This window comes from Paenibacillus terrae, from assembly GCF_005217525.1.
Lineage (GTDB): Bacteria > Bacillota > Bacilli > Paenibacillales > Paenibacillaceae > Paenibacillus > Paenibacillus terrae_C.
This window is the reverse complement of sequence record NZ_PNXQ01000014.1, coordinates 1-12,629: the sequence shown is the minus strand read 5'-3', so window position 1 is coordinate 12,629 and position 12,629 is coordinate 1. Positions and strand designations below refer to the sequence as shown.

Below are 12,629 nucleotides of genomic sequence, written 5' to 3'. Positions count from 1 at the left end.
CAGAGCATGCTCATGACAAGCCGGGAAGAAACTTTTTATAGCGTGCTGCCTTTATCAGCTTCTTTTTCCCATTTCATCTGCCACTGCTTCATTTTGGCCCGCCGCACACGCTCCAGCGTTTTCCTTTTTTCCTCATCCACACCAAGCAAAAAGTGAAGATTCGCTCCGATGACAAGCAGTGCAAACAATACCCATACGATACCGAAGCCGTTGACCCAGTTCAATCCGCCCGTAAGCGAAATGCGCGGCAACGCGGTAAGCACCATAGCCAGCGCAATCAGTGTGTACAAGCCGTGTTTCCATTTTTTAAAAGTACCCAATGTTATCCCTTCCTCTCCCTGTGACTCTATGTATCTAGTCTATGAGAGGGCAGGAAGGAATATGAGACAAACTTACAGAGACGAACCGTACAAATGCTGAAGGCTGTCTGCGATAATTTTGTTGACATCCTCAATAATCACACTCAGGCGGCGTTCAGCGTCGAACAGACGGCGGATATTCAGGTTCAGGCTAAGCACCTCGAACAGCTTTTCCATTTTTTCCATCTCTTCTTGTGCCGGCATATCACCGCTCATCATCCGCTGCTGTACTTCCATTTGGCGCTCACGGAAATCATCGAGCATTTTCTTGGCTTCCGGGTCGGTTTCAATTAGCTTCATCGCTGACGTAATTTCCTCCACCTCTTTGCTTTCCTTCAACGCTTTTGCCAAATCATGGGCTTTGTCATAGATATTCATATTCGTTATTTCCTCCAATTCAAATCATCGTGCAAACATTTCACATTGTCCGTCAATCACCAAGGGATATATGTCCTCATATGATGAATCAGTGCTATTACAGCCCCTTCACGTTTCCCGTTACTTTTAAGACATCAAGTTGCTGCCTGGAAGGAGATCCACGATGTCCATCAAAAAAACAACGATTCAAATCATCGGATCGGGCATCTTGCAGGATGACGTACTCATGGTTGGCGAGTCCTTGCTTCGCAAATGGAAAATATCCGAAGGCCACCCTGTACAGCTCGCCTTCGGTTCGTTCCGCCAGCAGGTTACCGTTATATCGGTACCCCGTTACAGGGGCCTGCGTGTGGGAAGCGTGCTGGCCCGCAAAATGGGAATTCATGCCAATTGTGAGCTGCGAGTAACCTACAGCCGAGGACGCCGGACACTTCGAGTGGGCCCACTTATTAGCGTGCTGGTCAGTCGGGACTATCCCGAACAGCCCGACAAGCCTTTCGGGTCGATCACCCTGTTCTGCCGTGAACTGATCGGGGAATGCCGCAGACAAGGAGCATATGTGTATTTTTTCACCCCGGAGCATATCGGAAGCCAGCCCGGACGCGTTCAGGGATGGGTCTATGACGGAGGCTGGAAAAAGACGGTCATGCCCGCCGGGGATGTCGTCAATAACCGGCTTACCTCTCGTAAACTTGAGAACAGAACTAGCGTACAGCATTTTATGAAAGAAGTAAAATCACAGTACGGCACGGCCATTTTCAATGAAAAGTTTCTGGATAAAAATGAAGTGTTCGATGCGCTTAAATCCAACTCATCCCTGCGCAAGTATTTACCCGAGTCTCATTTGTTGCAAACCTTTGCGGTCTTCAAAAAAATGTGCAACCAGTACCCCACTGTTTTTCTCAAGCCTGTGCGGGGAAGTCTGGGCAAAGGCATTATGCGCATTACCAAGCAAGCCGATGGCGCCTTTTCCGTGCTGTCCACTACCGCCGGCGCACCACGAAAGCAAACGTATGCGAACATCGAAAAGCTGTACAAAGGCATGGCAGGAAAAATGAAAACGACGCGCTTCCAGCTCCAGCAGGGCCTGACCCTGATTGATCACGGCAAGCGTCCGGTTGACTTTCGTGCGCTTGTGCAGAAAAACGCCTCTGGCGCATGGACCGTGACCTCCATCGTCGCCCGAATTGCCGGGGGCAGTCATTTTGTGTCCAATCTGGCGCGAGGTGGCACGCTGAGCACGGTCAAGGAGGCCTTGGCCAAAACCACGCTGCCTGCCTTAACCAAGTCAAACGGCCAAACCCATCTGAAGACAGCCGCGCTCGAAATTGCAAACGGCGTGGAGAAGGCCATTCCTGCCCATTTTGCGGAGTTTGGCATTGATCTGGCGATTGACAGCACGGGGCATATCTGGCTGCTGGAGGTCAACTCCAAGCCGTCGAAAAATGACAATACGCCATTAAATGATCAGAAAACCCGTCCTTCCGTAAAGAAAATGATTGAATATTGCTGCTATTCAGCCGGTTTCAAATGAATTCGTCTCTTACAGAGTCCGGCTCCCAAAGGAGGCTGTTATCGGTGTCTCTTGTCATTTCAGACACGCTGGGCGTGCTCGTCAGCCGGAATCAGGCGGCGATTCCCCCGATTACCGAAGCGGAGTTTTGCCGCAGGCTAAGTCTGTTGGGCAAGCGCTCCGGTCTCAACGTAGTAGCGTTTACCGCCGAAGGAATTTCGCCCGAAGATCGCTCCATACAAGGTTATGCCTATCGCGACGGAGTATGGACATCTGACCACTTCCCCCTGCCAGATATTGTGTATAACCGCTGTTTCCATACTCACAGCAGTCAGAGCGCAGGGCATGCACTGAAGCACATGGCAGAGCAGGAATCACGCAAGCTCATCTACTGGTCGCGTAACCTGCCTGGCAAATGGCAAGTGTACCGTGCACTGCACACGATAGATGAAGTGCGTCCCTTTGTTCCGCCTACGGCGCCTTACCAGGACACGGCTCAGCTTGTGAAATGGCTACATCGGCATTCAGCGCTATTTATGAAGCCCCAGGCTGGAACGCATGGCAAGTGTACGCTGTATCTCCGGCTTTCGGATGGAGACACCGGACTGCTCGTGCAGGGCAGAGATTCCCGAAATCGTCCGTTCCGGCGCTTGTTCTCCGAGCTGGATGACGGATTGTCATGGGTCGACAGGATTGTACGCAGACGCTCCTATATTGTGCAGCCTTATTTGAAATTAACGAGTCAAAGCGGTCATCCCTTTGATGTCCGCGCGCTCATGCAAAAGGACGGCAATGGATGCTGGTGCCTGACGGGATTTGCCGTGAGAGAAGGCAGAAAAGGAACCCTGACTTCCAATCTGCACGGAGGGGGCAAGGCTCACCCGTCAGAGCCCTACCTTCGCGAACAATATGGCGCGGACAGCACGCGTCTCATCATCGGGCAGATGATGGCGCTGTCCCTAACCATTACCGGGGCGCTGGAGGAACGATATGGCCGCCTTGGCGAGCTGGGAATTGATTATGGTATTGACCGGAGCGGAAACATCTGGCTATTAGAGGTTAATTCCCGGCCGGGTCGGGCCTCCTTCTTTCAGACCCGTCAGCCAGAGTGCGCCTACCATTCGGTCAACCGCCCGCTCGAATATGCCCGGTATTTAATGACTCATTCGAAAACGACGGGGTCGAAGGGCGCGGGCGCCTCCCTTGAACATACGGTATAGGAGGATAAACAGATGAGTTTAACGCATTGCAATGTGCATTTCTCACAGCAGCCCGACAAGGTGGCGTATTTATCCACTGCCTTGTTGAAAAGTCTTAAATTATCCGGAACCAAGTCCATTCGTCTGCGGCTCGGTAAGGATCAAATTCCCGCCACAGTGAAACCGATCCAAAAGGCGGGGCGCCATCTGTACCTGACCTCAGGCTTGCGTAATGCCATCCGTGTTCCTAAAAGCGGGTCCATCTATTTGCGGAATCTGGACGGAGATATACAGCTCGGGCCGTTGATTGGTGTGCTGTCTGACGGCACCACCTCCACCACCCGCCCTTTTGGCTCACGCACGGGCTTCATTAAGCAACTGCTGAAGGAAGGCAGCAATAAATCTTATATTTTTGCCTTCACTCCTCGGGATATCAACTGGCAAAACGATACGATTAACGGCTATTTCCTGTCATCAAGCGGGGTATTTTCACGCAAAGTCGTTCCTTTACCGGACGTGATTTACAATCGGCTACCGAGCCGCCGCTCTGATTTTTCCCCGGCGATCAATCAGCTGCGCGAACGCTTTTCCCGCAAACGGATTCCCTTCTTCAACTGGAGCTTCTTCAACAAATCGGATATCTATCATCTGCTGGAAAACAATCCGGAGGTTAACCGTTATGTCCCCGAATCGTATACGAATCCCAGCTCTGAACGTATCCGAGGTATGCTGGAGCGTCATCAATTTGCTTATTACAAGCCAAGCGGAGGCAGTCTTGGCAAAGGAATCTACCGTCTCTCTCATGTTCCCAAGCAGGGCTATTATGTTAGGTACCGAAAGAAAAACAGCAATGTCTTGCTGCGATTCACCTCTTTTAACTCCATGCTTCGTATGCTTCAATCCAATCGGGGCCAGTCGTTGAAAGGCTATGTCATTCAGCAGGGTATCCAACTGATTGAGATTGACAATTGCCCGATTGATTTCCGGTTTCATATGCATAAGAATGGCAATAACCAGTGGGTTGTCGTCGGAATTGGAGCCAAAAAATCCGGACGCGGCAGTGTCACGACCCATATTAAAAACGGCGGCTCCCTCATGACACCCGAGCAGGCGCTGAACCGGGTATTCGGAGACCGGGCGGGCGAGGTGCTTCAGCGTGCCAAGAACGCAGCGGTTACGCTCGCAGAAGCTATCGAGCACCATCACCATCATCTGCTGGGTGAAATTGGATTTGATCTGGGTATTGACCAGCAGGAAAAGGTATGGATGTTCGAAGCCAACTCCAAGCCCGGGCGATCTATTTTTCAACATCCATCGTTGCGTGCGGAGGGTAAAGCATCCGTGGAGCATATTTTGGACCACTGTCTTTACCTCAGTAAATTCCGCAGAAAAGAGGAACTATGAATACCCGGGCGGAGCATAAACCAGTCGTTGCTGTACTGACCGTGCACGATGAAGGACAATTTTTCAAGGGTAATCAGCGTAATTTCAGGGATATTTTTGAAACGGGAACGAAGATGGGCTATCAGGTGTACATCGTTACTGTCAGGGACCTGAAGCTGGCATCCGAAACGGTCAAGGGCTATATTTTCAATAAAGACTCAGAGACGTGGGAGGTACGGGATTTTCCACAACCACAGGTCATCTATAATCGCATTCCTAACCGCAGCTATGAACTGAAAGCCTCTGTGCGCACAAAACTGGATGAAATTTCACATGCCTCTGGCATTGAGCTGTACAATCCGGGCTTCTTTAACAAATGGGAGCTGTTCAAATGGCTCCGCACCTCGGAAACTACCCGGAAACTCGTCCCGGCTACCAAGCGGTTAAGCAACCTGTCCTCCCTGGGAAAAATGCTATCCGTGTATCCATACCTGTATCTCAAGCCGGAGAACGGCAAGGCTGGAAAAGGGATTATGATTCTTAAGTATCGGCCGAACCATCTAATGGCCTACAGGCTGACGATTCAGCATGATAAAAAAAGCGTAACCTACCGATCCGTATCGCTATCCCGACTGTGGAGACGTATTCGCCGGGAAGCAGGCGCTTCCCCATATATCATTCAGCAGGGCATCGAGCTGGCTACCTATCAGAAAAAACCCTTCGACCTGCGGCTCCTGGTGCAAAAAAACGCCCGTGGCTTCTGGAGTGTTACGGGAGTCGGGGCCAGACTGGCAGGTAAGGGAAGTATTACGACACATGTCCCGCGCGGCGGAAGTATCGAGGACCCATTCAAGCTGCTCTCCGCATTGTTTGGCCCTGAAAACAGCACGGAGATGCTGAACAAGATCAAAAGCACCGCCGTTCAGATCGCACGCCAAATTGAACGAGGCTCCAGCCTTTCCCACGGCGAAATGTCCATGGATTTGGGCGTGGATACGAACGGAATCCTATGGTTTTTTGAAGCCAATGCCAAACCGATGAAATTCGACGAGCCGGAAATCCGTCAAAAGTCGCTGAGACGCATATTCCAGTACAGCTCCTATTTGGCCGGACGAATGAGATTATGAGTCAAGGAAGTGGAATCATGCCGCAAATTAGTGATGTTCAACATTTGCCTGCCCGGAGCTGGCTGCTGAGACGACGGCAACTGCTGTTTTTGGCCCGCAGCTCGGGGGGCATGCGCATTAACCGCAATGCCTTGCGGCAGCTGGCCGTTTTAACGCCCGAGCAATTGAGTTCCCCCGGCTCCTCTCTCCTGTGCGCTTATCTGCGCACGGAGCAAGGGCTGCGGATTGCGGGATTTTGCCTCGCTCTGAATTACGGTGAGGAAGCGTGTATCGTGGTCGTTCGTCCGCTTTACCGGGGCCGCAGATTGGGCGCTAGACTGCTGTCCGCCCAGCTCAAACAGTTGCGTCGCCTGACATGCAGCGTGGCCGCCGACAATATGGCCAGTCTCAAAACCTGCTTTGGCGCGGGACTTGTGGCGCATGAAATGACGACTGGGCCCACCGGAAAGCCCACCCTTGTATTTCGAGGGAAGCTGTCCGAAGATGAGCAGACGGCAGAGGAAGGTGGAATGCTGTGCCAAAACCTGTCCTAGGCATCATGACCTTGTATTTGAACAACAAGAAGCAATTGGAGGAACGCGCCATATATGAGCGCATGATTACAGAAGGGAACAGACTGGGACTGGATATGTATGTATTCACTCCCGCCGATGTCCACAAGGATCGCAGGCTGCTGCTTGCCCAAATGTATGATCCACACAGCGGTAAATGGACCCGAAAATGGCGGGAATTCCCGGATATGATTTTCGACCGTTGTCGGGTACAGCGCAGTGAGCGGTATCGTCAGTTGAAGCAATTTCGGGTGCAATATACAGATCTCGTATATTTAAACCGACCATTAAGTAACAAATGGGCCATTCATCAGCAGCTTGCAAGAAGGGTCTCCTTTCGATCCCATTTGCCCGAAACGGAGCCGTTCACAGGATTTCATAGTGTAAGGCGGATGCTCAAAAAAAATTCACTGGTCTACCTCAAACCGATTAACGGTACAGGAGGACGCGGTATTTTACGCATTGAGCCCGTTAACAAGCAAGGCGGCCTGTATCTGATAGAGGGTCGCGACCGCAAGCGCCGTATTATTCCCCAGCAGCGGGTGCGTCTGGATCGACTGGAGCCGCGTCTAAGTAGCTGGCACATGGATAATTACATTGTTCAGGAGGGCATTCCTGTGCAGCTGCCCAATGGCAGGGTTCACGATTACCGCATGCTGGTTCAAAAAAATGGCCAGGGAATATGGGAGTTAACCGGATGTGCAGGACGGATCGGGGCACATCGCAGTGTCACTTCCAACCTGCATGGCGGAGGCAAGGCGGTACCGATGAATCAACTGCTGACACAATGGATTCGTAATGAAGATCAGAGAGAGAAGATCACCAAGCAAGGGGAAAAGCTCGGGTTGGATATCGCAGCTTATCTGGAGGAGAGCTACGGGACATTGTGCGAGCTTGCGCTCGATTTGGCGATTAACAAGGATGGTCACATTTACGTACTGGAGGTCAATCCGAAGCCAGCACGCGAGGTATTTGCACGTATTGGTGAAAAAGAAACCTATCGCCGCTCTATCGCCAAGCCCATAGAATACGCCTTATGGATCTATCACACACAAATTAATCCAAAACCTCTGACGGATCACAACACAGAGAGCAAAACAGAGAGCAAAACAGAGAATAAAACAGAGAATAAAACAAAGGAAGGCTCCGCGTAAAGGCGGCCGCCTTCCTTTGTTTTTAGATCTGCCCAACATACCTAAAGATTACTTTGCGTTGTTGTACAGTGTGAGCAATTGCGTGAAGTCCGTAATAATCGCATCGGATCCCTTCAATTCGTCGTTTACGCCAAATCCGGCATAGGCGCAGCCAATGACGGTCTGCCCGTTTTTTTTGCCTGCCTCCACATCAGAGGACCGATCCCCTACCATCCATACGTTCGAAATCCCGTGCTTGCTTAACAAAATCTCCAGCAAATTCACTTTGGAAAGTGTGCTATATTCACCCGCACTATACAATCCTTCAAAGATCGGGACCATTTCATATGCAGCCGCAATCCCTTTCACATAATCCTCCAGCCCGTTACTGGCTACGAACAGCCTTACACCCTGCTCGTGGAGGGCTTGGAGGGTTTCTTTTACATTTGGATACAGGGCATGACTACCGTTCTTTAATCCCTCCAGCTCTAGTTGGAGCAATAGCTCGTCCGCTCTTCTATGGGCCGCTTCGCTGGCCTCTGGCATCACTCTTCTCCAGATTTCGTCCAGCAGCATCCCCAAACTGTTCAAAATAAGCTCCTCGGGTGGCGTCTCTCCTTCAAAAAGCCCTTCGGCGCGCAGCGTATCAAACAGCTTGTGATAAGCAGGAAGCAGCAGCGTCTCCGTCTGAAAAAGTGTACCATCCATATCAAATACCATAGCCTCAGGTTTCTTCAACACAGGTGCATTGTTCATGTAATTGTCAGTCATTCCTTTCCTATGTAGGTTTACAGTTCGACCCCTCTCATGATAAGCAATAAGAGAGGTCCGTGTAAACCTCATTGCGCATACCGTTAGCTCTTGTATTTTTTCAAAACAGCCCTGAAACAATGCAAACCGCCCCACAAATCCGTGTGCAAGGCGTCCGGCGGAAGGCTGAGATCAACATCGTTCCAGTACGAAAACCCCGCCCCACCTATCCATTGCTCCATCGCGGACAGATTAACTGTAGGGTAATCAAACGTCAGCAGAAGCATTCCGTCATCCCGCAAAGTCCGGTGAAATTCACGCAGGGCAGCTAGCGAGTCATCCGGGGTTAGATGCTCCAGCACTGATATACATACAATTTTGTCAAAGCTGGCTTTCTCATAAGGCAAGGCGGTTAGATTGGCATGCGCGGAGTGAAGACGAGCCGGTAACATCTCCTGAACACGCTCGGCAGCCTCCTCTCCGATATCCCGGCGCACCTCGGCCAATATAGCATCCACGGAAACGATCCTCATATCGAGATCGCAGGCATAAGCCTGAGCGCAGCGGCGGGCCAGCTCAAACTTGAACGGATGCGGGATACCACATGCCGCGTCAAGCACCGTATCCTCCCCGGACATAAAGTGCAGACACCACTCATACTCATAAGGACGGCTCCACCAGCTTTGGGGCAGCCTGTAGATCAGGCTGGAGGTATTGGGATCAGAATGTACGAAAAAGCGGGAGAGGTACGGATCAGCGGTATTCATGGGATATAGCCTCCTTTTAAATGAAAGGTGAAACGGTATGGATTCAGATCGTATATTCCCCCAGCCAGTTCAGATCGCCCTTGCCACGCAGCATAGCTCATGACCACGTTTCTCGCCTTGAAGTTTGGCCAACAGCCCCATACGCTCCGTGAACGTAAGCTCGCCATACAAAGGATGCGCCTCTATCAAGGTGTCCAGACCGGAAGGGAGCTGACGGGTGAACAGGGCCACCGGGTGCAGACCGGACTCCGCCAGCAAACGTGTCAGCGTGTGCTCTGAATAATGATACAAATGATCCTCCTCGGTAAATAATGGCGAGTGGACACCATAAGCCTCATTTGTAAACGAGTTTTTGTTGGGTACTGTAATGTACAACGTTCCATCCTGTTGAAGCTGCTCGCGTAAATCTGTTAAAAATGCTACCGGGTCTACAATATGCTCCAGCACATGCCAGCATACAACGGCCTCATATTCGTGATCCAGTGATAAGGTAGTATCTCCCTCTGTTTCTGGCGCTTCATTCGCCGCTTCTTCATCTGTTGCCGTTTCTGTCTCTGTTTCGCCATTCCAGAAGCCAGGTAGTAGATCCACGTCATATTTGTATTTGGCATATGCGCGCGAGTCGATGGAAGGCTCAATGCCCACAGCATTCCATCCACTCTGAAGGGCAGCATGAATAAATTCTCCCGTACCCGATCCAATTTCCAGTAATTTACCTTTACCAGGACTGAACATATCCAGCAGCATAAGCCCGAAAAGAGCATGATCCCCGTAGGTTGAGGCGGCTGCACTATCGCGCATGGCGACCCATTTGACGTTATAGATATCTGCGATCATATTCTCAGGCTGGATACGATCCACATCATTGCGAAAAATAAGCCCACATGAGCCACATCCTATCAATGTAAAATGTTCATACCGATGAAACACCGCCGTATTGGACGAGCCGCACAGTTTGCATGCCATGCCCTGTTCTTCTCCTTTCCCTTTTCCATAAAGTGCGTCCTCTATTTCGCCTTTGGTAAGAGTATGGGAGCCAATAATAGCATGAACACCGGCAATCTTAGCAACAGCACTCGTGTTGACAGGGTTCGAAGGGTTAACAGCTTCATGAGCAGGAGCAGGTTCAACGGGATGGGCAACGTTAGCCACTTGAACAGATTCAGCGGTATGAATTGCTTCATTTTTATTCCCAGTCCTGGAAGCATAGGTATCCTCGGCAATCGCATCTTGGATGTTCGCTCCCGTATTCACATCGGATTTTACACCGCCAGTGTCTCCGGATTCAGCTTCATGTTTATTTTTTACATCATCCTGGTCTGGGTCTATCCAGAGACTGAGGTGAGGAGTCGGGTCCAATATGGACTCGTATTGCTCCTTCCACCCATAATGGGCATCTGGGTCCAACTGCTGATAACGCTCGTATTTGGCCGTGCGAATAGCTGGTGTGTACCAGCCCCAGTGCTGGATACGATAGTCGCTAATTTCAGTGGGAAGCTCCAGCACATTATCGGGAAATCTCCCGCAGTGCAAATATTGCTCCTTCCATTTATAAGAGAAGTTATCCCGGTATCGAGTCAAAAAAGGGCGGTAATAACGATGAGCCTGCCAGTAATCATCATCACGGTAATGCGTAGAGGACCACATATCAAATAATCTGAAACAAATGGTATCGGCTTTCGTTCCAGCTATCAAAGCATGCACAGCTTGAGCAAATCGGGATTCAAACATTTCGTCAGCATCCATGTTTAAAATCCATTCCGGGGAAGATGCCAGTGTTTCTCTCCACTGCTGCTTTCGCAGCTCCACTTCATTCGTAAAGGAGGCTCTCTCATTACGGATCAAATGCAGTGGAATCCCCTTTAACAGATCCCGGCACAATTCACCGCTATCATCAAGGCTGCCATCATCAATGATAACCGCTTCATCAATATATTCCCGATGACTTTGAAGCACTTCTGCAAGCTTGCGATCTGCCTCATTGCATACCGTCATGCTCAGTGTCAGCTTAGGTCTGGAGACAGGTGGAGCATGAAGCTCACTATGTCGTGGACCGGAGAATGCTGGCGGGACGACAAAAGATTCCGTAGCGTGCTTTGCAAAGACAGCAGACTCGCGGAGATCCGATGGAATGGTAATTTCAGGGGGTGTAGAGGCAGTGCTAGACGGAGAATTTTCTGAAATATTTTTATTTTCAGTAGTGAATGAAGCATCTTGGTCATCCCTGTTAGCAGTGCCCTGCGTCATTCCATCCAGGGTCAGTAGCAGTTGTTCTGCCTTGATACGGTCCGATTCCCGGTACAAATGCATGGCTGGATAGTGCGTATCTACAAAAAGAGGAAACCCGTACGCTGCCGCCCGAATGCAAAAATGTCGATCCTCTCCCCAAAAGGTAACGTTCGGGATTTTGCCAAAATGAATTCCCGCTTCCAGTGCCCGTCTGCGAATTAAGGTACAAGCACCCAAACCGCCTACCTCATATAAACCGGGAACATGCAGTTGATGAATGAAAAGCAGCTCGCGATGTGCCCGCTCTTCTGCCGATAACACTTCGCCTTCCTCACGATGGAACAGATTGTATTCATCACTGACCCATACCTGAGGCAATAATGCCCCCTCGGGCTGCCAGCGTGTCCAGAAAATCTCGGATACAATATCCTTCTCTGTTTCGACCAGTCTGCATAAAGTGCGGGAATGAAGAATCAAATCTGAATCCACCAAAAATAGCGCGTCATAATGATGTTGAAGTGCATAGTCAATAAGACGATTTTTGAACCCGGCCACTTTCCAGACGAGGGAAGGCGGCCAGTAATGGGTATGCTCATCGCTTCGGTTCTCGTATTGCTGCAAGCCTGACAGCGGGGGCAAAACACGTCCCGGAAGCCGGTCCGCAAAATCAGCCAGCCATTGGCTTGAGGCTGGATTGTCATTATCATCGACGAACAAATAATCTGGCAGTACATCGGGTGCTTCCAGCCGCTCCAAAGCTTGAAGAAATAAAGCTAATATTTCGGGCTTCTGATGCACCGGGCTGCCGATTAATATACGCATGAGTCGACGCCTCCCATCAGGCGGAAGCCTCATAACCGTTCCTCCTGCTTGCTCTGACGCATACGATAATTGCGATGAAGCGATAAGGGAGTGAGCGTGATATGAATGGACTTACACCTGGAAATATCGATGAAAACAATATCAATGCACTGCTTGCCTGCATCGCCTTTCAAGAGCTGTCATTAAGTCACCTGATTAATGCTGAGGGTGAAAAAATACAATATGCCGTCGGGACCCTCCCCGGCCTTACACCACCCGCAGGGAGCATTGCTGAGCTGCTGGAGGTAAATAACAGTGTACAATCTGTTCTGAATTGTGCGTTTTTAAACGAACTCGCCCTGCTGGCTCAGCTCCAGTGCCTGCTCAATCCGTCAGGCATTACCGGGGCAACCTGTTGTTTTCCATTTGGAAGCACAGG

General features: G+C 50.5%; 12 protein-coding genes. 7 read left to right on the top strand and 5 right to left on the bottom strand.

Annotated features, from left to right (window positions below; translation table 11 throughout):
• Window positions 1–35: 35 nt before the first annotated feature.
• Complete coding sequence (locus C1I60_RS14770) at window positions 36–320, bottom strand: hypothetical protein (RefSeq protein ID WP_137062429.1); 285 nt, start codon at window positions 318–320, stop codon at window positions 36–38.
• A gap of 72 nt (window positions 321–392) precedes the next feature.
• Entirely contained in the window at window positions 393–737 is a 345-nt protein-coding gene (locus C1I60_RS14765) for a YlbF/YmcA family competence regulator (RefSeq protein ID WP_025685398.1), read from the bottom strand.
• Window positions 738–900: 163 nt separating this feature from the next.
• Between C1I60_RS14765 and C1I60_RS14760 the strand changes: the two genes are divergently transcribed.
• From C1I60_RS14760 to C1I60_RS14735, 6 genes are read left to right on the top strand one after another with little or no spacing between them, the layout of a single operon-like run.
• Window positions 901–2,271: a YheC/YheD family endospore coat-associated protein gene (locus C1I60_RS14760; RefSeq protein ID WP_137062428.1), complete on the top strand. Its 1,371-nt coding sequence runs from the start codon at window positions 901–903 to the stop codon at window positions 2,269–2,271.
• 44 nt (window positions 2,272–2,315) lie between these two features.
• Window positions 2,316–3,470 carry a YheC/YheD family endospore coat-associated protein gene (locus tag C1I60_RS14755; RefSeq protein ID WP_137062427.1) on the top strand — a complete coding sequence of 385 codons (1,155 nt, stop codon included), beginning with the start codon at window positions 2,316–2,318 and terminating at the stop codon, window positions 3,468–3,470.
• Between the two features lie 12 nt (window positions 3,471–3,482).
• Window positions 3,483–4,853, top strand: coding sequence for a YheC/YheD family endospore coat-associated protein (locus C1I60_RS14750; protein ID WP_137062426.1), 1,371 nt, complete (start codon window positions 3,483–3,485; stop codon window positions 4,851–4,853).
• The gene (locus C1I60_RS14745; protein WP_137062425.1) at window positions 4,850–5,959 is read left to right on the top strand and encodes a YheC/YheD family endospore coat-associated protein; all 1,110 of its coding nucleotides are present in this window, start codon (window positions 4,850–4,852) and stop codon (window positions 5,957–5,959) included. The genes C1I60_RS14750 and C1I60_RS14745 overlap by 4 nt, the downstream gene beginning before the upstream one ends.
• Window positions 5,960–5,976: 17 nt before the next feature.
• The gene (locus C1I60_RS14740) at window positions 5,977–6,492 is read left to right on the top strand and encodes a GNAT family N-acetyltransferase (protein ID WP_137062424.1); all 516 of its coding nucleotides are present in this window, start codon (window positions 5,977–5,979) and stop codon (window positions 6,490–6,492) included.
• Window positions 6,474–7,664 (top strand): YheC/YheD family endospore coat-associated protein, encoded by a 1,191-nt coding sequence (locus C1I60_RS14735; RefSeq protein ID WP_137062423.1) that lies wholly within the window; start codon window positions 6,474–6,476, stop codon window positions 7,662–7,664. The genes C1I60_RS14740 and C1I60_RS14735 overlap by 19 nt, the downstream gene beginning before the upstream one ends.
• A 48-nt stretch (window positions 7,665–7,712) precedes the next feature.
• Here C1I60_RS14735 and C1I60_RS14730 read toward each other — a convergent pair whose 3' ends face one another.
• The 3 genes from C1I60_RS14730 to C1I60_RS14720 all read right to left on the bottom strand — a co-directional run bounded on the left by C1I60_RS14730 (window position 7,713) and on the right by C1I60_RS14720 (window position 12,211).
• Window positions 7,713–8,414, bottom strand: a complete 702-nt coding sequence (locus C1I60_RS14730) for an HAD family hydrolase (protein ID WP_137062422.1) — start codon at window positions 8,412–8,414, stop codon at window positions 7,713–7,715.
• 83 nt (window positions 8,415–8,497) lie between these two features.
• On the bottom strand, window positions 8,498–9,160 hold the full coding sequence (locus C1I60_RS14725) for a class I SAM-dependent methyltransferase (protein WP_137062421.1): 663 nt from the start codon (window positions 9,158–9,160) through the stop codon (window positions 8,498–8,500).
• A 69-nt stretch (window positions 9,161–9,229) separates the two neighbouring features.
• Window positions 9,230–12,211, bottom strand: a complete 2,982-nt coding sequence (locus tag C1I60_RS14720) for a methyltransferase domain-containing protein (RefSeq protein ID WP_137062420.1) — start codon at window positions 12,209–12,211, stop codon at window positions 9,230–9,232.
• A 101-nt stretch (window positions 12,212–12,312) separates the two neighbouring features.
• Here C1I60_RS14720 and C1I60_RS14715 point away from each other — a divergent pair.
• Window positions 12,313–12,629, top strand: a 317-nt coding sequence (locus C1I60_RS14715) for an alpha-helical endospore appendage domain-containing protein (RefSeq protein WP_491844697.1), incomplete at its 3' end; no start/stop codon positions are given.